The sequence below is a fragment of the Psychrobacillus sp. FJAT-21963 genome (assembly GCF_001420585.1).
Classification (GTDB): Bacteria; Bacillota; Bacilli; order Bacillales_A; family Planococcaceae; genus Psychrobacillus.
In genome coordinates this window covers 101,634-126,468 of record NZ_LJIY01000003.1, presented here as the reverse complement: position 1 = coordinate 126,468, position 24,835 = coordinate 101,634, and the positions used below count along the sequence as shown (strand labels likewise).

The following is a 24,835-nucleotide window of genomic DNA, read 5'->3' as shown; positions in this document are numbered from 1 at the left end:
ATGACTATTATAAATAACGTAACTCGTCCGAATACGAATGACAAAGATTTAGTGGAGCTAGCAGGCTATCATGCATACCAAAAATACGAAGTTAATGATATCCTACAAGTTAATGGAAAAGAATTTTATGTTATTCATACTCTTTACGATACATCCTCCGGGCTAGATGCATTAACCATTCAAAATTTTGAAACGAAAGAGCTATCCGTTGTATTTGTCGGGAGCGAACAACTTGACAAAGACTGGATTGGGACTAATACAAAGCTGTTAAGCGACGTTCCTCCCGCTCAAATTCAAGATGCAAAAGCTTATTTTCAGCATATGAACAATAAATATGGGGACATTTCTTCTGTCTCAGGAAATTCACTTGCTGGTGCTTTAACGAACGCTGTAGCCATCGAAAATCCTCAAGTAAAAGCCGTGACGTTAAATCCTGCAATACTTCCATCTGGTATGGTCGATCCTACTAAAGATTATACCAACATTACAAATTACTATAGTAAGTATGATTTTCTAACTGGTACAGAAGAGTCTATTGGAATGGGAGATCGAATTCCAGGCAATAAATACGGAATAAACAATGGAATACCAATGTTCTCAATGCTAGGGTCCAATCATACTGGCTACGTAGAAGCAGATACAGAAGGAAATTTTAAAATAGAAATAGGCATAAAAGGTGAGCCTGGACATGGATTTATTTACGTAGGAGCTGATGATCATATTGTAACTAGTATATGGACCGGTTCTCCTTTGTATAGCGGACAGACTGAAAAGATTCTAATAAACAAGGAAAATATGCTGTTGCTTTCCGATGGAATCAGGGATCATGTAAAAGGCCGTATCACTAATGTCAGAGATTATATCGGAAATTCTGTAAGCATAGTCTCGGATGAAAGTGCTCGATTTCATCAACGAGTTACGAGGCTGCAGGAAACTTTTCAATATATGTTTGAAGAGCTTGCTGGCGATCCGGTATTTAATGGTATTGCTAAAACAGGAATGATTATTAAAGAGTGCATAAATGAGCTTTTATTACTTCTAGATTCAGCAGAGGCTAGGTGTAGAGTTCTGAATAGCATTTTAAACTCAAAGCCAGCAGAAATAATTGAATTTATCTTTTCGATTGATATAGATGTTGAAGGCCTCTTTGCTCCTGCAAAAGCATATTTACATCAGTTAAAAGTAGATGTTGATAACTTAGTGGCAAACGCACAGAACATTGTTCAGCATGATATTCCAAAGTTATTTGAAGGAGGGAAAGACCTCTTTGTTGATGCGGTTGTAGGGGAACTAAACGCTCACTATAACATCGTCAATGAAAATAAGGATAAAGTATATAAACAATTAAATGCTTACGAGACTCAGGTTCATGACATAGCAATTTCTTTTCACAACAAAGACCGTAATTTGGCAAGTTCTATTCATTCAGGTTCTACTTTAGAAGATGGCGTAGATTCCGTGCAAAATACAGAAGTTTTTAAGATTGAGTCTTCTTCCTATGTAGTAGTTGGAATGAAAATAAAAGAGATTCAAGTGGAGCTAGCCCATAATCATATGAATGCAATCGGAATATCCATATTAACTCCAATACTATTGGGCTTAGAAGCATTGCTATTTTTAATAGAAACTGCATTGTCGGCAATTATTATCGCAGTTAAGGCTGCTTTAAACGTCGGTTTGTATGGAAACCCTGTAAGCTTACTCATTAGTTTGTTCACTAATTACGAGGAAAGAGTTAGAAGAGCTGTTCAAAGTGCGTTAGAACCTCTTGAGGAGATGGAAGTAACTGTGGAAGGTCTCCGAAAAGGTTTTGGTAGAATGATTGCGAATCTTCCCGAAATGCTGAATAATTTTAAACCATATATCGATACAGCCATTTTTGAACCTGGGAAATATGAAAATGTACGACTATATAATGTCTCCGCTTTAGCTATACTAGATGAGATGGAGCTTCTATTTAATGACATTATCTACCAATTATCAAACGAAAAAGCTAATGCAATTGAAGCTACATTAGAAATCTCACAGAACGTACTTGGAAATATACAGATTTTAAAAGAACAGGTGCATCGTGTAACACTATAGATTATAATGACTGAAAATTTAGATATTATTTTTAATAAAGAAAAAGACAAAGGGGGTTTACTCCTCTTTGTCTTTTTTCCCGTTATTCGATTTTTCCTTGTCGTTATTTCCTTGTTGTTTAGCCTCTGCTTCTTGTTTCTTTGCTGCAGCATTTGAAGCCTCTTCTTCAACTTTCGCTGCTGCTTCTTTTTGTTTAGCCTCAGCTTTTGCTTTCGCTTCTTCAGCTTTAAGCGCGGCTTCCTTTTGTTTAGCTTCTGCTTTTGCTGCTGCTTCTTTTTGTTTAGCTTCTACTTTCGCTACTGCTTCTTTTTGCTTAGCTTCTGCTTTTACTTTCTCTTCTTCAGCTTTTTTAGCTACTTCTTCGGCTTTTAATTTTGCTTCTTCCACTTTTTTAGCGGCCTCTTGTTTTTTCTCCTCAGCTTTCGAAGATGCTTCTTGTACTTTTGGTGCAGCTGGTTTCTTAGTATCTGTAACTTTAGGTACCATAACCGCTGAAGCAGTTACTGGTTGTTGCGTAGATTCTTTTTGTACTTCATTTTCCTCTTCTAGAGGTACTTCTTCTTTTGAATCTGTTGTGTTTTCATCCGCAACAGCATCATCTGATTCTACTTCTTCTATCGGTTCCTCAGATTCAGTGGCTTCTTCTTCTGAAGTTTCTTCTTTCTCTTTTTCAAGCTTAGCTAGTTTTTTCTCTATCTTTTTAGCCAATCTTTCTTCCGCTTTTACAACATTTTTAGCAAGTGCTTCTTTAGCTTTTGTATTTTCTACTTTTTCTAATGCTGCTTGTAAAGCAAGAAGATTTGATGAGAATTTTGCTTCTAAATCAGCATAAGCCGAATCTACTTCGGATTCTTCTCCCGTTGCATCATCTTCAACAGCAGGATCATCTTCATTAGCATCTTCATCCGGATTGTCTTGTTCTACACTTTCTTTATACTTAGCTAAAGCTTCGTCTTGTTGGTCAATCGCTAGTTGTAGTGTTTCAATTGCTTTCTCTTCATCACCTTGTTCAAATAATGCTGTCGCTTCTAGAATTCGCTCTTCCGCTAATGCGCTAAGCAATTCTGCTTCTTTCATGTCATCGAATGTGAAAGCCAATTGAACACTTTCTTGCAATGATTTAAGAAAATAGAAAAAATCACCGGGTAATAATGCAGGTTCTTCCGTATCATTTGTATCATCCGTAACTCCAGATTCCACTTCTGAGTCATCCTCTACTGTTGTCGTGGAATCATTCGTTTCTGCAAATGAAGGACTAACACCTACAAGAAACACAATGAAAGCAACAAACATAAATGCAAGCAGTGTTTTTTGCAAATTCCCTTTAAAATTGGACATAAAAAAACTCCTCTCTCCTATTAAAAATAGAAATACAAGGAAGAACTGTGAATTGAACTTTATTTCAAGTTTTCATCCATATTCTTCGGTAGTTCAGCCACCATAGCCGTTAGGCGTTAGGTCTGAAACTTTGCGTCTTCATCTTTCGACAAATTTGCCTTTTTCGGAATAAGTACCTACATCTAAATAATGCAAGTCCCTATCAAGGATAATTATATATTACTAGATTATAGATATCTATCTATTTTTAACTAATTTTCCTGCGTACTTTCGGCTAGGAAAAAAGCACCCCCATTATTTGTGAGTTACAACGGTTCCAGACAAAAAGCGAGTATGTGAACGATTTCGTTCACATACTCGCTAAGAGATACCTCGAAGAGTTTTTCAGTTGCCCTCATAGGGTGCTTTTTTATACGTAAGTGCAACTATGTTACTGTTCCATTAAGCTTGTGACAGAAACACTTTGTTTATTTTCTGGTTCATCAAGGGAATGGATTGTCGCTTTTCCATTTTGTTTGTCTACATGTTCAATATAAATATTTTCACCGTTATAGGTTACATTAATCATATCAGGCGAAAAAACAATTTCTTCTGCGCGTTGTGCATTCATTGCTTCTACCTCCTTTTAAAATTCAATCGTTATTATATTTACCCAATCTTACTTATATATACTTAACAAATCAGCATTCACTTTGCCCTTTCTTTATTTCTTTAGAAACTTTCTTCAACGCTTTTTTAGATCCTCTTTCCATGTCATGTTGGAATTTCCGTTCTTTGTAACTTATAAATAAAGTACTGACATCATATCCTTCTGGATAAAGCTCTGTAGCTTTTACTTCAAGCTCTATTCTTTTTGCATTCACCTTTATAATTTCATTATTATAGAACACTAATACATTATTGAAATTGTCCTTTTTCTCATACACAATTCCCGAATCGTTCTGTTCCATTATTTTTACTCTGTCCCCCATTTCAAATTCATAAGTGTGCTCTTCCCTAGTTGTGATTTGTACCGGCTTTTTTACTTTATTGTCTCTTACCCGTTCTAAATCATAATTTTTATTTTCAATATAGTGCTGTGCTTTTTGAAGTACCTTTTCACGTAAATTCATTTTCTTCGAAATCCAAAGCGCGTTACTATCTCCTGACTTACCTATTAAAAGCTTATACATCGGCTCTAACGCTTCACTGTTAAATTGCATTGCTGCATTTATGAAGTCACTATGAATTTCCGAATAGCGTTTTATTTCTCCGTAATGAGTGGTAGCCACTGTAATACACCCCATTTGATAAAATTCCTCCAGGATAGCAATGGCTAGTGCAGCTCCTTCATTCGGTTCGGTCCCACTTCCAATTTCATCAAAAAGTAGTAGCGTGTTATTCGTGGACGCACTCATAATCTCTGAGATATTTTTCATATGAGATGAAAAAGTACTAAGGGAGTTTTCAATGCTTTGATTGTCACCAATATCTACATAAAGATGATCAAACACTGCTATTTCTGTACCTTCATCGGCCGAAATATGAAATCCTGACATGACAGCTAATGTTAATATTCCAATCGTTTTCAAAACGACAGTTTTTCCACCAGCATTTGGTCCTGTGATAATTAGGCTACGATAACCTTTTCCTATCTCGAAATCTAACGGCACAATATTTCCAGACAAAAGCGGATGCTTACAATTCGTCAGTTTAATATATCCATGATTATTTAACCTCGGCTCGATTCCATCCATTCTTTTACTAAACTTCGCCTTCGCAAAAATCATGTCATACTGACCAATCAGTTCAATATTGATGTTTATTTGTCTATTTTCCTCTAAAACACTACCTGAAAGAGTCGCTAAAATTTGGTACTCCTCTATAGACTCCTCTGCTTTAAGCACAGCCAATTCTGCATTTAGTTTTGAAATTGCAGCAGGTTCAATAAACACCGTAGATCCTTTGGAAGACATTTCAACGATTGTACCAGCTACCTGATTTTTATAGGAAGCTTTTATAGGAATTGTAAAACGATCATCCTTTTTGCTTATAAAAAATTCTTGAATATACTCTTTATTAGCACTACTCTTCAAAAACTTATTTAACCTTTCTTCAATTTTATCTTCGACTTTATCTATTTGATTTCGAATTCGTTTCAATTCTTTACTCGCTTCCGAATCTACTCTATTCCCTTTTATAGAATAATTAATATTTTCTTCGATATCTCTAAATTCCATCATGGAATGAGAATAAGAATGGAGAACTGGAGCAAAAAACTCCTTATCCAACATAAACTTCTTTATCGTTCTACATCCTCTCAAGAAGTCAGATATAGCAACTAACTCAGAAGGACCTAAAATCATTCCCTTTTCAAGCTTTTCCATTTGCAAGTTTATATTGGAAACACCTTTTAGGGGAAGATGACTTTCAGCATCCAATAGCTTTCTTGCCTCTGTCGTTTCATTTAACCTGTCTTGTACCACCTTAATATTCGTGCTTGGTTGAAGCTTATCAAGTAATTCCTTGCCTAAACTACTGACACAGTGTGATTTCACCATTTCCTTTAATTCGTCATATTGTAATTTTTCATATGTCATCATATTCATGTGTAACCCTCCTTAAATTTAAAAACAGAAAGCTCCCGTTTAGTTGCTAGCCCCTGCGGAAACGCTCCTCTGCGACAAGCTTTGCGCAGGAGCAAATTGGCATTTGACCTTGGGCGACAGCGCCTGAACAATTTTCTGAGTAAAACACTTGCTCGTCATTAATAAAAAAATGCCCGCAAGAATCTCACCTACCATTCCAAGTTCACGTTAATTCGTAAAATGGATAGAAAGCTCCTGCGGGCATTCGCCTAGTGATTTGCACCAGGCATTTAATCATCAACTAACAAGCAATGAAAGATAAAAAAGCATGGCAGGACAAATCCCGCCATGCTTTTCGATCTAACATACTAGTATGTTAAACGAATATATGGAAAAGGAAGCAGTCTTTAAGGTAGGTATTCACAATGCTCATAGACACTGTGAAACAAGGCATACTTAAACAAACTGGAATATAACCAGTTCTTAAAAGCCTTATTAAACTAAATCAGTATTAGTTCATACCTACTTCAGACATACTTCACCACACCTTTTATAAGAATATTTTCAATATAGCATCATTTAAAACGAGAGTCAATCGGGCACATTATAATCCCCAATCTAATTTTAAGACATCTTTGAAAGCCAATAGAATCCATTAGGCAACAGATTTACCACTCCATTCAATTTTCTATGCAAACATCTTAATTGTTATTAACACTTCTTTATGAACGATATAAAGAAGTGTTTTTCGATATAAACAGTCTTTAATACTTATACATTAGTATCTTAGACTCAAAACTAATAAGATTCCAAAGTACTATTTTTACCAACTATACCCATTTTCACTTGCATGCCATAAAATTTGGTAACTATAATTATAATATGAAAATAATTAATGATATGGGGATGAGGTAAATGAAGAAGGCGTTTTTGTTTTTAGGGGTATCAATAACCATGATTTTAGCAGCATGCGGTGATACCAAAGAGTCAACGGAAGATAAAGAAGATTCCGATGCAAATGTTTCAACAGAAGTTTCAGCAACTGAAACAGTAAATGCAGAAGACAGTGATCAAAAAGATGAAACAGAAAAGACCGAAAATAAATCAGAGGATAAAGCGGACGGTACTAGTACAAAAGCTCTCCCTCAAGGAGAAAATCTGTTAAAAGAGGATATCGTATTTGAATATGAGGACGGAGATATAGTCATGACCATCAATCATGCCGAGTTCACGAAAGAATTTGCATCCTCTACAGGAGATGACAAGCGAAGTATCATTTCTGATAAAGAAATTTACCTTCATTTATCAGGGACTATCAGTAATGACACACTAGATTCATTCAGTTATGGTCATCAATTAGGAAGCGTTAAGTTTAAGGCAATTTACGATAACAAACATGAATTTGATTTCCTAGCTACAACAGAATCATTAGACGGATCTAAATTGGAAGGTGCAAGTATCGACTCCTTACAAGAGCAAAATTTCCACTTATACTCACAAGTCCCTCTTCCAGTTTCCGAGCGAGATAACTCCCTAGTTCTTGTTGTAATCGATAGTGAAGGCGAACACGAAATCGTCCTTCGTTAATAACAAAAAGCATCAAAGCCTTCACAAGGAACTTTGATGCTTTTATCTTCACTTTAATGCTTTTTAGCAACTCCAGAAACCTCATCCAACTTTGATATATATTTTCCTACGAAAACTGTGCGATCAAGGTATTTATGGAAAAACCATTCTCCTAATGCTATAACAATTGCAGATATGATAGCACCAACTGCTAGATTCTCATTAGCATCTGTTAGAGCAATTAACATATACCAAATGACAAGGAAGCCTATGATTAAATCAGCAATAGTAGCCATAATATTACGCAATCGTTTTGGAGCCAATCTAAAGAGAATAAAATCACCCAATACATATGCGAAAATGGTTAAAACTAAACTAGTCCATATGGTATCCATGAAAGGAACATCGAATAACAGGGTTAATATAATTAAAAGAACCGCTGCAATCATAACAAATTTGATACCGAGTGCTTTTAAATGTTCCATTATTCTACCTCCTTATTATCTTCTCCTATTCTTTACCCTGTACTTAGTTTCATGAATCATAATAATTTAGACATTAGAAATATAATCACTTTTTTTTACTAGAATATTTTCACATAAGCTACAATCTCCTATATGATGAGTATAAGTGTGCTTAAGAAAGAGAGTTGAAAAATTTTGAAAGTGAAGATTGTCCAAACTAAAGAAGAACTAGACACGGTTTTTGATATTCGGATAAAAGTTTTTGTCCATGAACAACATGTACCGATTGAAGAAGAAATAGATGAGTACGAAAATGATTCAGTTCATTTTCTACTATACGATGCTGAAAACTCGATAGGAACTGGTCGGTTCCGTATAGTAAACGGTATAGGTAAGGTGGAACGTATTTGTGTTTTATCTGAAAAGCGAAAACGCGGTAGTGGTAAATGTATAATGCAAGGAATCGAAGAATACGCTAGACGACAAAATATAAATAAATTAATGCTGCATGGTCAAACGCATGCTGAAAAATTTTATAATCATTTAGGGTATAAGACAGTTTCGGACGTCTTCTTTGAAGCAGGCATTCCACATGTTGTAATGGAAAAAGAAATTATTTAAACAGATTCAACCTTTACATACTACTTTTCATAAAGAAAAAAGAGATTATCACTATTTCAATTAGTGATAATCTCTTCGTTTTTGGAGTATAAATTTTTTGACATAAAAAGAGCCTCACTTCTTCAACAGTGAGGCCTCCAATTCCAATGCTATGGAATTTCATGAGAAAAACGAAGGGAGATCTTCTTCAGTTATCAACTGTTTCTCATATTTATATTTTACCCCAAAAAAACATAATACTAACTGGCAATATTATCTATTAGATTAATTAATTAGAATCANAAACAATGTATTTTTTTTACAAAACTACGAAAACCATATGATTTTTTAGAATGCGAATAATTTTATACATACTATTTACCCAATTTGGACATACTAAGTTTGAAGAGAGAATCTTATGGTTATTTCTTCTAAATTTTAAATTCAACTTTAGGGGGTAGACGGATGCCGATTGTAGAAGTTAACTGTTCTGTAGCAAATTGTGTATTTCATGCGGAAGGAAATATTTGCGGAGCTGATCAAATCAAAATTGATATTGATTCCCAGTCAAAGTATGACTCAGAGTTCGCTCAGGAATTCGACTTTTTCAACCGTACGGAAGAAGCAATCCATTCTGCAGATACATGCTGTAAAACGTTTAAACCAAAAAACAAATAATTTATTATTTTCCACATTCTATTGGAATCTATTTATCTGTCAATGATAAGATATCTCAATAGATAGCAAAGAGGTATAGAATTGTTATAAAAAAACTCCCAAATTGAATTTAATCTTTTTGAAAATGGTCAACCAGCTTATTTTTGGTTGGCCATTTCACTTTGTTGTTCACACATGAAAAAGGGGGGAATGAACATTCTCCTTTTTCATTCCCCTTCCTCTTTTTATTCAGTTCAAAGCCATTATACTCTTATACTACGATCGATTATGCTAGAGAGTCCCTCTTATTTTAGGAAGTTTATAAGGTTAGAGAATGAAGCTGCTAGGTCTTGATAGTATCCAATCATTTTATCCTTTAAAGAGATTTGGTCGGATTCCTTTTCTACCTCATTTTGACTGATTTGTTCTGTTTCAGTAGCCAAACTTACTTCTTCATTTACTGGCTGTACTGGTTCCTCAAGATCTGATACTGTATTTTCCACTGATTCTACAGTTTCTTGCTCTGGTGTTTCTACATCAGAAGGTTGATCTTGATTTTCTACAACGACTGGGCTTTCTAGATTAACGTCAGTATCATTTGTTAGACCTGTATTTGCATTATCAACAGAGATGTCTTGGGATGTATCTGCCTCTAAAGTTGTTGTATCAGTTTCACCAGCATCAGCAGATATATCGGATACTACATCAATTGCTTCAACTTTTTCAGATTCTTCACTTGTTTGAGCTAATTTTTGTTCAATAAGGGTTTGATAGTATCCAATAACACTTTGATAGCCATCACCGATAAATTGATAAGTTTCATCTACCCATGTACTAGAGTCATCTTCTTGATTTTGTGAACCATCTACTTGGCCTTCTTCAGCTGTTGGTGCTTCTGTTTCTTCAGCTTTTCCTTCTTCTTCAACTGTTTCTGTACCATCTTCTACTTGACCATCTTCAGTTGTTGGTGCTTTTGTTTCTTCAGCTGCTTCGTCTTCTTCAACTGCTTCTGTACCATCTTCTACTTGGCCATCTTCAGCTGTCGGTGCTTCTGTTTCTTCAGCTGCTTCGTCTTCTTCAACTGCTTCTGTACCATCTTCTACTTGGCCATCTTCAGCTGTTGGTGCTTCTGTTTCTTCAGCTGCTTTGNGTCTTCTTCAACTGCTTCTGTACCATCTTCTACTTGGCCATCTTCAGCTGTTGGTGCTTCTGTTTCTTCTGCTGCTTCGTCTTCTTCAACTGCTTCTGTACCATCTTCTACTTGGCCATCTTCAGTTGTTGGTGCTTCTGTTTCTTCAGCTGCTTCGTCTTCTTCAACTGCTTCTGCACCATCTTCTACTTGGCCATCTTCAGCTGTCGGTGCTTCTGTTTCTTCTGCTGTACCTTCTTCAGCTGCTTCTGTACCATCTTCTACTTGGCCATCTTCAGTTGTTGGTGCTTCTGTTTCTTCTTCTGTTCCTTCTTCTTCAGTTGCTGATGCATCATCACTTATTTCGCCTTCTTGTTGCCCATCATTATTTGTTTCATCTATATTATCATCTGGATCATCATTAGTTTTGCCGGAATTTTCTTGAGCTAGTTTGCTAACTAGTTTACCTTTTTCAGGAGAACCTGGTAGACTTTTAGCTAATGCAGATACTTCCTGACCATGATTTTTCACTTGTTCAATAACTTCAGGATTAACACTCTTTGTATCAAGCTCTGCTGCAGAAGTAGGTGCACCAGCTGCTAAAAAGGCTGCAGCCATCATTGATGTTGACATTACTAGTGGCGCTACTTTTTTCGACAAATTTTTATTTGCTTTCTTAGAATCCATTTGTTTTTTATTCATTACTTGATCTCTCCTAATTCGTATTTTTTTCTACTGATAGGATGGATTTTTCATAAATTCCGTTATTTATCGTTTCACCTCCTATCAGCACGAGTAAGATTATTACTCAAATTTTCCGGCAGCACCATCATCTGCCTGTCTAGAATATAACAAAGCTTTGTTACCATTTTGTGTTACTCCGTTTAAGAAAAATGACAGTTCCCTTACGTGTTTATAGAATTTTGCAATAAATGAAATTTTATATAAAGCCCAAACAACTCTATTCTAAAAAAATAATTATGCTTTCATATTAGTTCTCTCTGATATTTCTGTGTTTTCCCACCCCGTATAATTTGAATAAAAATGCCCAATTTTACTTTACAAATAAAACCCGAAAGTAAATATTATTAAAACAATATTATAGTTATTTGATAAATGTTTATATTCAGACATCTGATAACGTGCCTTTAGTACGGTAGACAAATAACATTGCGTGCGTGTATTCATCTACATTTTTAATGCACATAATTGTTTGAAGACCCAAACATTTATTGTGGAACCTAAAAAAACTGATTGTCTCTTATTCAGAAACAGCCAGTTACACTTTCACAACATTATGATGAAGCCATTGATTCTAAAAGCTCTTGAACGCTGTTAACTTTCGTATAAGGAGCAAACTCGCCGTATACTCTGATAACTGATTGCAAATCTGCCCCGCCCAAAACACCTAGCTGAAAATCAATTTCACGATTCAACTTTAGATTAATGTAAAATGGAAGTTTTTATCCTCCTAAAATAAAAATAATGTCGTTCAAAGGAATTTCTCAAACCCATTGCTCCTCACGCACCCCAAAACCAGAAAATGTATTAAAAATCCAGAGGAAATCGAAAGAGCGTTATATAATCGATATCCGCTGGTTATTTTATGAAATCGTGATGAATCATCTGAATATCCTCTCTCACAAGCTCCTTCCACTATCGACTTATCGACTTCTTTTGGCAAAAAGTTTTTTCTTTATGTTTAAGTAGTTTTTCATTTCAAAAATCAAATAAAATAGATTCGCTCGTATTTCAAATTCTTCTCTTGTCTTTGGCAACTCCATCTTGCTGATCAAGGTATTTAATTCCTCTAACTCATTTAATGAAATGTCCGTTGTATCTCCCGAATGAACATTCCGACTTAAATTCTCCAAGAACTCCGCAAACATTTCTTTCTGTTTGACGTCTAGGCTGGATGAAGAGAAAATAGCAACGATTTTCATCATATGTTTTAGGAGTTCCAGTTGATCCTCTCGCATTTCCAGATAATAATAATCTATATTTTGTTTTCGCAACAGATGATTTTCTACATCTTGAATGGCAATGCTTTTGGATTGATTAATCAAATCTTCTACCTCAAGTATTTCTTTCCCATCCCAGCTTCGCATATTATCCCTTAAATGGGCAGAGAGTTCAAAGAGAAGAATTTCAAACTTTTGTTCAATCTCCTTCTTAAAGATTTCAATGTCCCGCTTGAAACTTGGCATGAAACTATTGACGAGAAGAGCAATTCCCATACCGATTAAAATAATATAGAGCTCGTTCAGAAACATAGCCCAGTTAGCATCCTTTACCGTATAAACATGTAATACGACAACCATACTTGTGACAAAACCACCCTGGATGTGAGCTCTTACGAGGATTGGAACAAATAATAAAATAAATAAGGAAAACACAATGGGATAATAACCTAATACTTCAAAGAACAAACCACCAAGAATCAAAGATAAAAGAGAGGCAAAGAATTTATCCTTAATTGTAATTAATGTCTTTTTCTTCGTTTTCTCGATACACATAATAACAATAATTGCTGCAAATGTTGCAAATTCCAAATCCAATAAACTCGCAATCCAAATTGCCAGCCCTGCTCCTACAGCAGTCTTTATCGTCCGATAGCCCATACCAATCATAGAAGCACCATCCTATTATTTTCTATGTAAATCCTTGCAGGTTACCTGGTTTACAAACATTCGTGTTAATTCATATATATATGTACAATCATACACACCATAACCGGTTGGCATCTAGTACTTTTATTTATCATAACGTACTTAGCCGTATTTCATAAAAATACTGCACAATTGGATGCTTTAACTTCATCTTCTCACTCATGTTTAAAATTCGTTTTTTCCCAACCCGTCTGTCCACCAAAGCTAGAATATTCAATAGGATATCATCGCTCTCTATGCTTTCCTCTATAGAAGTGGATAAAAACTTATTAGCTACAACGATAAAATTTGATTTACTTAATGATGACTGCGCTGACAAAAGCGCCTTTGCATATTCTGATAATTTTCTACTCCTTGCAATTACTTGTAGACGATCCTCCGGAACTATCCCCTTGGTTTCTTTTCTTACCGCTTCAATTTCTTCATTGTTGATAGGAATTTGGATATCTGAATCATTCTTAATTTCCAGCTCCGTCTGATACCATCTGATTAAGGTAGTTTTATCACTCATATTAAGTACATTCTTTTTATCTACCGCAATATAACAAAGTCCTGCTTTATCAGGTAAATAACGGTAGCTGGTTGCAAGGTATTCAACTCTTCCATATAATGCAGGACAGAGAAAGCTCTCTAGATTTTGCTTCAATTTGCTCCAGGCCATGTAATTCTCCTTAATTTTTATTTTATAAATATTTATTGAGACAGTCGTTCTAATATCTATAATACAATAACCAACACATCGATTTAATAGTGAGCTAGAAAAATTCCCAGACTGATGAAACAATAACTATAAGTAATATGGTCATTCGGCTTAAGACAACAACATTATTTAAATATATCGAGCATATCCAGTCAATAATAATCGTCCCTACCACAAAGAATGTCTATCTCCACGTGATAAAAGAAATGAAAAAAGAAGCTTCCCAAAAGTTTGCACAACTAATGAGAAGCCTCTAATATAATCCTATATGTTAGCAAAATGTTAGCATTTCACTTTCACCTTACATACAAACCCTTATATATCAAGGGGTTGACGGGAAGAGTAGCTCGGACTAAAAGCGCGACATCGCGTCACAACGTCCGAGTGAACAACATCCTGGATTAAGGAACTTAGGCAAAAACCGCAACATCCTGTTGCAATGCCTAAGCCACCACATCCTGTGGAAGTTACATCATGCCGCCCATTCCGCCCATGTCAGGCATTCCCATTCCACCAGCTGCTGGTTCAGGGATGTCTGCTACTACTGCTTCTGTAGTTAAGAAAAGTGAAGCTACAGATGCAGCGTTTTGAAGTGCTGAACGAGTTACTTTTGTTGGATCTACGATACCAGCATCCATCATGTTTACCCATTCGCCTGTTGCTGCGTTGAAACCAGTACCGATTTCTTCGCGTTTTAAACGATCTACAACGATTGATCCTTCCAGACCAGCGTTGTTAGCGATTTGACGAACTGGTTCTTCTAATGCACGTAGTACGATTCTTAGTCCAGTTGCTACGTCGCCTTCTTTTGTTTCTGCTAATTCAGCTACTTTGTTGTATACGTTCACTAGTGCAGTACCACCACCAGATACGATACCTTCTTCTACAGCTGCACGAGTTGCGTTTAGAGCATCTTCAATACGAAGTTTGCGTTCTTTTAGTTCCGTTTCTGTTGCTGCTCCAACTTTAACAACCGCTACACCACCAGCAAGTTTAGCAAGGCGTTCTTGTAGTTTTTCTTTGTCAAACTCAGAGGTTGTTTCTTCTAATTGTGAACGGATTTGAGCTACACGACTAGCGATGCGCTCTGATTCCCCGTTACCTTCAACGATCGTTGTGTTGTCTTTTGTTACGACAACTTTAGAAGCGCGTCCAAGTTGCGAAATGTTAGCAGATTTTAAGTCTAATCCTAAGTCTTCTGTAATAACTTCAGCGCCAGTTAGGATAGCGATATCTTCTAGCATTGCTTTACGACGGTCACCAAATCCTGGAGCTTTTACAGCTACAGCATTGAATGTTCCACGAAGTTTGTTAACAACTAGAGTAGCCAAAGCTTCTCCCTCAATATCTTCAGAGATTAATAATAGAGGTTTACCTTGTTGTACTACTTGCTCAAGTACTGGAAGAATTTCTTGAATGCTAGAGATTTTTTTATCTGTAATTAAGATATATGGATTATCAAGCACTGCTTCCATTTTATCTGTATTTGTTGCCATATACGCAGAAGTGTATCCGCGATCGAATTGCATACCTTCTACCACGTCAAGCTCAGTAGTGAATCCTTTAGATTCTTCGATTGTAATAACACCGTCGTTACCAACGCGTTCCATAGCTTCAGCGATTAATTCGCCTACTTCATTATCACCAGAAGAAATAGCAGCAACTTGAGCGATAGACTCTTTGCCTTCGATTTCTTTTGAGATTGCTTTTAATTCAGTAACTGCTGCTGCAACTGCAAGGTCGATACCTTTACGGATACCTACAGGATTAGCTCCAGCTGTTACGTTTTTCAATCCTTCACGAATCATAGATTGTGCTAAAACAGTAGCAGTTGTAGTACCATCTCCAGCGATATCATTTGTTTTAGATGCAACTTCAGCAACTAATTTAGCACCCATGTTTTCAAATGCATCTTCTAGTTCGATATCTTTAGCAATTGTTACACCATCGTTTGTAATAAGTGGTGAACCGAATTTTTTCTCAAGAACTACGTTACGTCCTTTTGGTCCAAGTGTTACTTTTACAGCATCTGCAAGTTTATCTACTCCACGTAGCATTGCACTACGAGCGTCTTCACTGAACTTAATTTCTTTTGCCATGTTTTTATAACCTCCTAATTATTGAATGATAATCTCGTTTTTATTAGCCAATTACAGCTAGTACATCGCTTTCGCGTAATATTAAATATTCGTTGTTTTCATATTTCACTTCTGTTCCTGCATATTTAGAGAAGATGATACGGTCCCCATCTTTCACGTCTAACTCAACGCGAGTTCCGTTTTCAAGTACTCGTCCAGTACCTACAGCAACAACTTTTCCTTCTTGTGGCTTCTCTTTAGCAGAGTCTGGAAGTACGATGCCAGATGCTGTTTTTTCTTCAGCTTCGATTAATTCGATTACGATACGATCACCTAATGGTCTTAACAAGTGAAACTACCTCCCTAAAATAGTAGAATTTTATATTATTAGCACTCTGTCTCTTTGAGTGCTAACACACTTATAATAATAATTAATCACAGAACATTTTGCAAGTGAGAAGGTTAACTTTTTCCTTTATTGTTTTTTTCCTTTACAATAAAAAGAGAATTGTTATCTAGAAAGGAACTAAATTGTATGAAACAACAAAAAACAGGCTTGTATATATTAATTGTTTACTGCGTGATGCAGCTTTCTGGAGCAATCTTTGCACCACTTCTACTTATACTATTTAAGTCTATGGACGTAAAAAATCCTCCATTGGTTGCTTCTGGATGGTGGGTGTTCCTAAGTATGGGGATTGCTACACTGGTTACACTCCTTTTAATTAGAAAAGATAATAACTTTTTACGACCTTTAAAAGGAAAACAGTCACCTATTGGGCAAACTATCGGCTGGGGAGTCGTCGGTTTCTTTCTTGTATTCCTAGGCCAAGGTGTTGCAGCTACTATTGAACTTAAATTAGGAGTTGAACCGGGATCCGAAAATACAGCACAATTTATAGAAATTGCTCACGCTGTTCCTTGGGCAATCTTTTCAATTGTTATTTTCGCTCCTATATTAGAGGAACTAATTTTCCGCCGTATAATTTTCGGCTCTTTATTTCCAAAAACAAATTTCTTCGTAGCCGCATCTGTCAGTGCTATTGTCTTTGCAATCATTCACTTCGACTTTACGCACATACTACTATATGCTGTTTCTGGGTTTATATTCGCTTTTATTTACCATAAGACAAAGCGGATAGTGGCATCTATCATCTCCCATATGCTATTAAATGGATTTGTCGTTCTCTTTCAGTTTTACGGAGAAACTATACAAAAGTTCTTAGAAACTTACTCTCAAATGCCTTAAAGAAATGCGCAAGCGCCTATGTAGAGGAATACAGTCTAAGTTCGCGACTTCGTGTCACAACGACTGTATGACCCACTTCGTGTGGGCCTCCGACAAGCAAATGTTCTTCCCACTAAGAAGTCGTTTTTTGACTTCGTTGGGGGAAGGTTATTTGACCTCGAGGGGCTAGGCGCTGGAGCTGGACATAAAGAAATGCGCAAGCGCCTATGAAGAGGAATACAGTCTAAGTTCGCGACATCGTGGTGCTCCTGCGCAAAGCTCGTCGCAAAATAAAAGAACATTTCGCAACGACTGTATGACCCACTTCGTGTGGGCCTCCAAGTAAATGTTCTTCCCCCCAAAGAAGTCGTTCGTTAGGGGAAGAAAATTTGACCTCTGGACATAAAGAAAAGCCTTCGACCCATCAGTATTGGGTAGAAGGCTTTCAATTTATTCGTTATGTTCATTTCTTATTAAATAAATTAGGGTTTGTACTTCAACCGATAAATCGATTGTATGGACCCGAATCGTATCAGGTACCGTCAATCGGACAGGGGTAAAGTTAAGAATCCCTTTAATATTCGTTTTTGCTAATCGATCAGCTACTTCTTGTGCTGTGCGACTTGGAACAGTACATATAACCAACTCGATACCATGTTCCTCGAGCTTCTCTTCCATGACACTCGGATGAAAGACAGGAATATCACTTACAAACATTCCCTCTATCGGAGCTTTTGTATCAAAAGCAACTACAATTTTGGTATTATGGTTTTTTTGAAAGTTATATTTTAAAAAAGCAGTTCCTAAACTACCAACTCCAATAAGTGCCACATTTGCAGCTTCATCTTGATCGAGTGTTTTTCTAAAAAACTGGAGTAAGTTAGCAACATCGTATCCATAGCCTTTTTTGCCAAGTGCTCCAAAGTGCGAGAAATCTCTTCGAATAGTAGCGGAATCTATTTTCATCGCATCACTTAACTCTTGTGATGATACTCTTTTATGTCCAGCATTATGAAAACTTTGTAAAAATCTATAATATAATGGAAGCCTCTTCGTTGTTGCTTGAGGAATTCTCGGTAGTTCAGGTTTCATCAAAAACCCTCCAATTTCGTTCTTAACATTACCTCATTATAATGCTACAGCGTTGCAACGACAAGTCCTATCTATTACACTTAAGATAGAATTGAGGTGCGAATCATCGTGATTGTTTTACAAGTCAATCAAGTAACAAAATCCTTTAACGGAGAAGATATATTAACTAATGTAAAGTTAGAGGTTCAAGACCGAGATCGGGTAGCCCTTGTAGGTCGAAACGGGGCAGGAAAATCTACTTTACTTAAAATAATAGCTGGAGAAATGTCGTATGATTCTGGCGATATCATTATGCCTAAGAACATTCGATTAGGATACTTAGAGCAACATGCCGGATTAGAATCTAAACTTTCTATTTGGGAAGAAATGAAGTCCATCTTTAATCATCTCATCGAATCTGAAAAAGAGCTTCGTTCCTTAGAAACGCAAATGGCAGATCCATCTGTATACGAGGACTCCGATGCCTATGCACGAGTTACAGCTGCGTATGATGAGCTACAGCTAAATTTTAAAGAAGCAGGCGGTTATCGATACGAATCAGATATCCGTTCTATTTTACACGGAATGCAGTTTTTCCCTGAGGATTATGATAAGCCTGTACAAGCATTATCTGGTGGACAAAAGACTAGGTTGGCACTGGCTAAAATGCTACTTAGCAAACCCGATTTACTCATATTGGATGAGCCTACCAACCACTTGGACATTGAAACACTGAACTTTTTGGAAAACTATTTAAAAAACTATAGTGGTGCAATTCTTATCGTGTCCCATGACCGCTATTTCTTAGATCAAGTCGTAAACTTTGTTTATGAAGTATCTCGCCATAATGTCACTAGATATGTTGGCAACTATAGTAGTTACCTTGATCAAAAAGCAAAAAATTACGAACGTGATAAAAAAATGTACGAAAAACAGCAGGAGGAAAAAGCTAAACTCGAAGACTTTGTCAATCGAAATTTAGCTCGTGCCTCCACTACCAAAATGGCTCAGTCGAGACGCAAAGTAATTGAAAAGACAGACTGGATGGATTCTCCAGATGGAGATGAAAAATCAGCTTCTTTCGGCTTTTCGATTGATCGGCCAAGTGGAAATGATGTACTTCGGCTCGAAGAAGTTTCCGTTGGCTATCCTGGCAAATCAGTTTCTAAAAATATTTCTTTTTCCGTATATAAGCAGGACAGAATAGCGCTAGTCGGACCAAATGGTGTCGGTAAATCTACCTTACTGAAGACCATTATGAAACAACTAGAAAGTGCAGGCGGTAAAATTCAATACGGCACAAACGTCCAATTTGGATACTACGACCAAGAACAAGCTGCTCTTACTGGCAATAAAACAGCACTTCTTGAATTATGGGACGAATGGCCACTTATGAATGAAAAAGATGTCCGTACCGTGTTAGGTCGTTTTCTATTTAGTGGAGACGATGTTCAAAAAACCGTTTCTACCTTATCTGGTGGAGAGAAAGCTAGACTTGCTCTAGCAAAGCTAATGTTGTTAAAAGCAAATACGTTAGTGCTAGATGAGCCAACCAACCATTTAGATTTAGATAGTAAAGAAGTGCTTGAAAATGCATTGCTCGATTTTCCAGGAACGATTCTTTTCGTCTCGCATGACCGTTACTTCATTAATAGAATTGCTACGAAAGTGGTTGAATTATCGAATGATCACGCAGCACTATTTTTGGGAGATTACGATTACTATTTAGAAAAGAAACTCGAACTAGAAGAGCTGGCTCTTGAGAGCGCAGGAGCAATAGAAAAAGCCGTTGTCGTAAAGGCAAGCACTTCTACGATTGATAAAGAAGCGAAGAAAAAAGAACGCCAACTCCGTAGACAACTGGAAGAACTAGAATCTCAAATTCCATTAGTGGATACAGAGATTGCTTCTATAGAAGAAAAGCTTTGTGACCCTGTAATTTTCCAAGACCACGAAGCTGTACAGCAATTGCAAAAAGAGTTGGATCAATTGAAAGAAAAACAAGATAATTTGTCCAATGAATGGTTAGAGTTGCAAGAGCAACTAGAAGAAATCGTTTCATGAAATAAGTAGTGTAAACCGGGAAATGGTTTACACTACTTTTTTGATTGAATTGAGGAACCACCCGATTATTTTGGTTAATCATCCGATTATCCCGGTAAACCATCCGATTATAGTTGATAACCATCCGATTGCTTGTTATTTAACTCCTTTTTTAATGGCGCGGAGCAAATAGCATGACTAACACACCAACTATGCATATGCCTGCACCTATCCAATCATAAAAATCTGGTGTTTTCTTATCAATTCCCCAGCCCCATAATACAGAAAGAACTATAAACACACCACCATAAGCAGCATACACTCTGCCAAACGATGGAAAAGTTTGAAATGTAGCAATTACGCCATATAAAGCTAATGCCACACCTCCTAAGACACCCCAATATATGGCTTACCTTCTCTTAACCAAAGCCATATGAGATAAAAAGGGCTATTGCAATAATTCAAATCACGTCCTTATTTCAAATTATTTTTCACGTAAAAACTTTGATTTATGTATAGCTCATGTCGAGCGTTTAAACTTTTTATCCATTCACTAATATTTGGGCAAAATAAGTTAACTTTTTCTGAACAAAATAATGATGAAGGTGGCGTTAAGATGAAAAAAATATTACTTGTCTTTTCTTTTGTTCTGTTTCTTTTACCGCCGTCCATATTAGTTCATTCAAATCGAGCTATTGATGAGCCTGAGCCAAATTACTATCAACCAGAAGAAAAGTCAAAAGAAGAACTAATGATGGATTTATTTTTATCCTTACTCTCTCCAAATATCGATAAGGCGATCACAAGTTATTATTCAGATTCCCTTCTGATTTCCCCGATGGTTTATCCGTATCAAATAAAAATTTTAAACATGGAAAGAACTAATGGTTATCGTGGGTATATATTTTCAGTGACGATTGAAGTTACTCCGGTAGTCGGTCCACACATTCCTGTCGGAAAAGACCAGTTAACTTTTACTATAACTCCGAGTAGGATTAGTCTTACTGATTTTAGTCATATAGAGACTTACGACCTTCCACCACACTGGCAGTATATCATAAGGAAAAAGTAATCAGCATACCTCCCTCCATTAAGCATCCATAACAATTTGTCGATTCATGCCCATATATGTTGGTCAAGTACAAAATTATAATAATTTTTTTCCACAAATTTATTCACATAAAAAACTAAGCAATACCAACATATCAACAGACTTATACACATTGTCCACAGATTCGAAAGATAGTTTTCCACATGAAAGTGTATAAATGTGACACTATATATTGAAATTCACCACCTTATACACATCTTATCCACAAATTGTGCATAAGTACGAATGTTCTCTATTGACAACCGGAAATAAACCTGTTAAAAAAACCCTCTTTTCTTGTCGAAGAAAAGAGGATTTCGTATTTCCAGACTAGCTTTCAAAGCACGTAACACGAGGTGAAAGCTAGTAGAACTTTAGCTGATGTGCTTAAATGAAAATTAGTTCCAACTATTTAATTCCATCCCTGGTCGACCATTCATTGACATATCCCCAAGTTGACCTGCCGAAAACTTAGAGTTTCCAGCTGCAGCTATCATTGCTGCATTATCGGTGCACAATGAAATTGGTGGGACATAAAAAGAGATGTTTTCTTTAGTGAATGTTTCTTCCAATGATTTTCGAAGACCTTTGTTCGCTGCTACTCCACCCGCTGCAATGACTTGTTTCACGTTAAACTCACGTGCTGCTCTTAGTGTTTTTGCAGTCAACACTTCAATTACACTCTCTTGGAATCCTGCTGCTAAATGGTTTGGGTTGATTTCCTCTCCACGCTGCTCCGCATTATGTTGATAATTGATAACGGCAGATTTCAATCCACTAAAGCTGAAATCATAAGATCCTTCTTCTAGCCAAGCTCTTGGAAACGGCACTGCCCCGTCACTTTCGGTCGCCAGTCGATCGATATGTGGCCCTCCTGGATAAGGAAGATTCAAAACACGAGCAACCTTATCGTAAGCTTCTCCTGCTGCATCGTCTCGTGTTTCACCAATTAACTCGAACTGACCGTCTTCCTTCATCAATACTAGCTCGGTATGTCCACCTGATACAACTAATGCGAGAAGCGGAAATTCCATCGGCTGAACGAGTGCGTTGGCATAAATATGGCCAGCGATATGATGAACGCCCACAAGTGGAAGTCCATTTGCAAAGGCAAAAGCTTTTGCTGCATTTATTCCGATTAAAAGTGCACCTACTAATCCTGGACCTTCCGTTACTGCTACTGCATCCAATTCCTTCGGTGTCATGTTCGCCTGCTTTAACGCTTCTTCCACGACTATCGTGATTTGTTCCACATGATGTCTGGAAGCAATTTCTGGAACTACCCCACCAAAACGTTTATGGCTCTCTATTTGAGAAGCGACCACATTCGAAATAATTTCCTTACCATTCTTCACTATAGACGCAGCTGTTTCATCACAGCTCGTTTCAATTCCTAATATAAATTGGTCTTTTGTCATTTAAATTCCACCCACATCACAAGAGCATCCTCTTGCGTATCTGTATAATAATTTTTTCGTATTCCGCCGTCTTGGAAACCTAATTTGTAATATAATTTTTTGGCAACATCATTTGATACACGTACTTCCAATGTCATAAGAACAACTTCCTGCTCGAGCACTACTCGAATGGCTTCGCGCATGAGGCCCTCTCCAATTTTCAGACCTCTCATCTTTTCAGTTACCGCTACATTTGTAATATGACTTTCATCCATTACAATCCACATTCCGCAATAGCCAACGATTTCTTTTTCTTCTGTCTCTGCCAAAATATAATAGGAGTACAAATTTGTCGTCATTTCATGTTCAAACGCTTCTCTTGTCCAAGGAAGTGTGAAGGCTTCTTGCTCTATACGTAAGACTTGATCGATATCCTCTATAGTCATTCTTCGATAATTAATTTCCATTTTTCTTCTGCTCTTTCATCCAATTAGCTTCAGCTTCTGTTACACGTAAATACTCTGGTACAGTCGCATGCACATCAGATGCTTCTTGCTTTTTAGCAAGTTCAATTAATACAGCTGCACTCGGCAGATTAAACGCTGCATTCACCCGTTGCACTTTGTCCCCAAGTACTTCTTTAATTTGCTCCCAATGAATCGAAACATCCATTCCGACAAATAAAACCGGTTGCCCCATTTCATCCAATGTTTGAAGTAGCTCTGTTAGCGACATATGCGCTTCCTTCACCACTTCTTCATTCGTATAAATTCCTGCAAACACATTACCGCGTCTTGCATCCATAATGGAACAAACGACTCCTGAAAAGAACGGAACATTGCCCGCTAACACTTGTAAACTCGATACCGAAACAATCGGGATTTTCAGCGTCCACGCAAGCGTCTTTCCAATCGTTACTCCGATACGCACGCCTGTATAAGAACCTGGACCATTCGCAATAGCAATTGCATCAATTTCATTCGGCTTAATATCTGCCTTTTTCAATAACTCTTCTATTGCTGGCATCGTTCCGATTGAGTGCGTAATTTTAAGGGACGACTTATACTCGGCAAGCACTTGATCGTCCTTCACTACAGCAACCGCAAGCGGGGTATGTGATGTATCTATTCCTAACCAAATCATTCAAAAAGCTCCTCGCATAATTGTTCATAACGTTTTCCAAACGGAGTAAACGCAAACTTTCGCTGTTCATCTTCCAGGCGTAGTATCTCAATAGCCAAACGCTCTGGCGGCAAATCAGCTTCTATTAAATGGGCCCACTCGATAATACTTACCGCATCTCCGTAAAACAACTCGTCCCAACCTAAGTCCTCATCACTATCTGCCAATCGATAAACATCCAAATGATTCAAAGGTAGTCGACCCTCGTATTGCTTCAAAATTGTAAACGTTGGACTATTCACATTCCGTGTAATGCCAAGTCCTTTGGCAACACTTTTTGTAAAGGTCGTTTTGCCTGCTCCTAAATCTCCCTCTAACGTAAGCACATCTGCCGGTTTTAAGAGAGCAGCAAGCTGCTTTGCAAGTTCCTCTGTTTCTTGCTCCGAATTAATTATCCGTTCAAACATCATTTCGGCCGCTATCCTTTCCAGTACATAACTATTTGACTTCTATTATAAAGAAATATGCGCCGGAATGTAAGTATGCACTCCTTTAGGTGAATTGTTGGAATTAAAAAGACCATTTCACTAAATAGCGAAATGGTCTATATTATTTAATTTAAATATTGAACTACTTGTTGTACAGCCTGCTCACCAGCGTGTGCCCACCTGTTTTTATTCTCAATGTGACCATCTTTGTCTACCGGATCTTGAAATTGATCAAAACCCGTGGAGGTCAGTAAGGAATTCTGGTCTGTATCCAATCCCATATTCACCACATGTTTAATAACATATGGCGTTTGAAAACGAATATACGCTTCATGGTGATCAAGATCACCCTCAAGTACCTCAAAAGGTAGTCGCAAATAAATCGTCTCTCCACCATCTCGATGTAAAACATTGTCGAAGCTTCCTTTATGGTAGTCCCAATTTCCACCGATTGAATAACCGAGACTTTGAATGCGACTCTTCAAATCACCAAAATACGCTTTCTTACCTTCTAAATCCGTCTGTAACTGTAACATGCCTTCC

General features: G+C 37.0%; 22 protein-coding genes, 1 pseudogene and 1 riboswitch. Of the genes and pseudogenes, 7 read left to right on the top strand and 16 right to left on the bottom strand.

All coding sequences use genetic code 11. The features are described from left to right. Entirely contained in the window at positions 1-2,085 is a 2,085-nt protein-coding gene (locus AN959_RS10215; protein ID WP_056830504.1) for an SA1320 family protein, read from the top strand. A gap of 57 nt (positions 2,086-2,142) precedes the next feature. Here the strand turns inward: AN959_RS10215 and AN959_RS21035 are convergent, their stop codons facing one another. The 3 genes from AN959_RS21035 to AN959_RS10200 all read right to left on the bottom strand — a co-directional run bounded on the left by AN959_RS21035 (position 2,143) and on the right by AN959_RS10200 (position 6,011). Continuing rightward, positions 2,143-3,423, bottom strand: coding sequence for a DUF5667 domain-containing protein (locus AN959_RS21035; RefSeq protein WP_056830502.1), 1,281 nt, complete (start codon positions 3,421-3,423; stop codon positions 2,143-2,145). 84 nt (positions 3,424-3,507) lie between these two features. After that, positions 3,508-3,592: riboswitch (cyclic di-GMP riboswitch) on the bottom strand. Positions 3,593-3,853: 261 nt separating this feature from the next. Beyond that, positions 3,854-4,033: a small acid-soluble spore protein H gene (locus AN959_RS10205; RefSeq protein ID WP_053591791.1), complete on the bottom strand. Its 180-nt coding sequence runs from the start codon at positions 4,031-4,033 to the stop codon at positions 3,854-3,856. A 70-nt stretch (positions 4,034-4,103) separates the two neighbouring features. Further along, positions 4,104-6,011: an endonuclease MutS2 gene (locus AN959_RS10200; protein WP_056830501.1), complete on the bottom strand. Its 1,908-nt coding sequence runs from the start codon at positions 6,009-6,011 to the stop codon at positions 4,104-4,106. A gap of 894 nt (positions 6,012-6,905) precedes the next feature. On the opposite strand from AN959_RS10200, the gene AN959_RS10195 reads away from it, so the two are divergent. Continuing rightward, positions 6,906-7,577 carry a hypothetical protein gene (locus tag AN959_RS10195; protein ID WP_156350770.1) on the top strand — a complete coding sequence of 224 codons (672 nt, stop codon included), beginning with the start codon at positions 6,906-6,908 and terminating at the stop codon, positions 7,575-7,577. 53 nt (positions 7,578-7,630) lie between these two features. Here AN959_RS10195 and AN959_RS10190 read toward each other — a convergent pair whose 3' ends face one another. Next, positions 7,631-8,041: a DUF2512 family protein gene (locus AN959_RS10190; RefSeq protein ID WP_056830497.1), complete on the bottom strand. Its 411-nt coding sequence runs from the start codon at positions 8,039-8,041 to the stop codon at positions 7,631-7,633. A gap of 174 nt (positions 8,042-8,215) precedes the next feature. Here AN959_RS10190 and AN959_RS10185 point away from each other — a divergent pair, with 174 nt between their 5' ends. After that, the gene (locus AN959_RS10185; protein WP_056830496.1) at positions 8,216-8,641 is read left to right on the top strand and encodes a GNAT family N-acetyltransferase; all 426 of its coding nucleotides are present in this window, start codon (positions 8,216-8,218) and stop codon (positions 8,639-8,641) included. Between the two features lie 444 nt (positions 8,642-9,085). Then, entirely contained in the window at positions 9,086-9,298 is a 213-nt protein-coding gene (locus AN959_RS10180; protein ID WP_056830494.1) for a DUF1540 domain-containing protein, read from the top strand. Between the two features lie 1,129 nt (positions 9,299-10,427). Here AN959_RS10180 and AN959_RS10170 read toward each other — a convergent pair. From AN959_RS10170 to groES, 5 genes are all read right to left on the bottom strand, one after another. Then, positions 10,428-11,108, bottom strand: a 681-nt coding sequence (locus AN959_RS10170) for a hypothetical protein (RefSeq protein ID WP_371256533.1), incomplete at its 3' end; no start/stop codon positions are given. 962 nt (positions 11,109-12,070) lie between these two features. After that, positions 12,071-13,036: an aromatic acid exporter family protein gene (locus tag AN959_RS10165; RefSeq protein ID WP_056830487.1), complete on the bottom strand. Its 966-nt coding sequence runs from the start codon at positions 13,034-13,036 to the stop codon at positions 12,071-12,073. Between the two features lie 130 nt (positions 13,037-13,166). Then, positions 13,167-13,736, bottom strand: a complete 570-nt coding sequence (locus AN959_RS10160) for a hypothetical protein (protein ID WP_056830485.1) — start codon at positions 13,734-13,736, stop codon at positions 13,167-13,169. Between the two features lie 506 nt (positions 13,737-14,242). Beyond that, positions 14,243-15,874 (bottom strand): chaperonin GroEL, encoded by a 1,632-nt coding sequence (groL, locus tag AN959_RS10155; RefSeq protein ID WP_053591783.1) that lies wholly within the window; start codon positions 15,872-15,874, stop codon positions 14,243-14,245. A gap of 43 nt (positions 15,875-15,917) precedes the next feature. Next, on the bottom strand, positions 15,918-16,202 hold the full coding sequence (gene groES, locus AN959_RS10150) for a co-chaperone GroES (RefSeq protein WP_053591782.1): 285 nt from the start codon (positions 16,200-16,202) through the stop codon (positions 15,918-15,920). A gap of 186 nt (positions 16,203-16,388) precedes the next feature. Between groES and AN959_RS10145 the strand changes: the two genes are divergently transcribed. Then, a complete protein-coding gene (locus AN959_RS10145; protein WP_053591781.1) occupies positions 16,389-17,102 on the top strand; it encodes a CPBP family intramembrane glutamic endopeptidase in 714 nt (237 codons plus the stop codon). Between the two features lie 429 nt (positions 17,103-17,531). Here AN959_RS10145 and AN959_RS10140 read toward each other — a convergent pair whose 3' ends face one another. Next, entirely contained in the window at positions 17,532-18,173 is a 642-nt protein-coding gene (locus tag AN959_RS10140; protein ID WP_053591780.1) for a redox-sensing transcriptional repressor Rex, read from the bottom strand. Positions 18,174-18,281: 108 nt separating this feature from the next. Between AN959_RS10140 and AN959_RS10135 the strand changes: the two genes are divergently transcribed. Continuing rightward, complete coding sequence (locus AN959_RS10135; protein WP_056830483.1) at positions 18,282-20,216, top strand: ABC-F family ATP-binding cassette domain-containing protein; 1,935 nt, start codon at positions 18,282-18,284, stop codon at positions 20,214-20,216. 151 nt (positions 20,217-20,367) lie between these two features. Here the strand turns inward: AN959_RS10135 and AN959_RS10130 are convergent. Continuing rightward, a pseudogene (locus AN959_RS10130) lies at positions 20,368-20,660 on the bottom strand (YnfA family protein). Positions 20,661-20,811: 151 nt separating this feature from the next. Between AN959_RS10130 and AN959_RS10125 the strand changes: the two are divergent. Beyond that, entirely contained in the window at positions 20,812-21,267 is a 456-nt protein-coding gene (locus AN959_RS10125; RefSeq protein WP_056830481.1) for a DUF3888 domain-containing protein, read from the top strand. 416 nt (positions 21,268-21,683) lie between these two features. Here the strand turns inward: AN959_RS10125 and tsaD are convergent, their stop codons facing one another. The 5 genes from tsaD to AN959_RS10100 form a co-directional block, all read right to left on the bottom strand. Further along, positions 21,684-22,703, bottom strand: a complete 1,020-nt coding sequence (gene tsaD, locus AN959_RS10120; protein WP_056830479.1) for a tRNA (adenosine(37)-N6)-threonylcarbamoyltransferase complex transferase subunit TsaD — start codon at positions 22,701-22,703, stop codon at positions 21,684-21,686. After that, a complete protein-coding gene (rimI, locus tag AN959_RS10115; RefSeq protein WP_053591776.1) occupies positions 22,700-23,149 on the bottom strand; it encodes a ribosomal protein S18-alanine N-acetyltransferase in 450 nt (149 codons plus the stop codon). The genes tsaD and rimI overlap by 4 nt, the downstream gene beginning before the upstream one ends. Beyond that, the gene (gene tsaB / locus AN959_RS10110) at positions 23,139-23,825 is read right to left on the bottom strand and encodes a tRNA (adenosine(37)-N6)-threonylcarbamoyltransferase complex dimerization subunit type 1 TsaB (protein WP_056830477.1); all 687 of its coding nucleotides are present in this window, start codon (positions 23,823-23,825) and stop codon (positions 23,139-23,141) included. The genes rimI and tsaB overlap by 11 nt, the downstream gene beginning before the upstream one ends. Next, complete coding sequence (tsaE, locus tag AN959_RS10105; RefSeq protein WP_056830475.1) at positions 23,822-24,274, bottom strand: tRNA (adenosine(37)-N6)-threonylcarbamoyltransferase complex ATPase subunit type 1 TsaE; 453 nt, start codon at positions 24,272-24,274, stop codon at positions 23,822-23,824. Before tsaE ends, tsaB begins: the two co-directional genes overlap by 4 nt. A 143-nt stretch (positions 24,275-24,417) precedes the next feature. Further along, on the bottom strand, positions 24,418-24,828 hold the full coding sequence (locus AN959_RS10100) for a YugN family protein (protein ID WP_056830473.1): 411 nt from the start codon (positions 24,826-24,828) through the stop codon (positions 24,418-24,420). Positions 24,829-24,835: the final 7 nt, after the last annotated feature.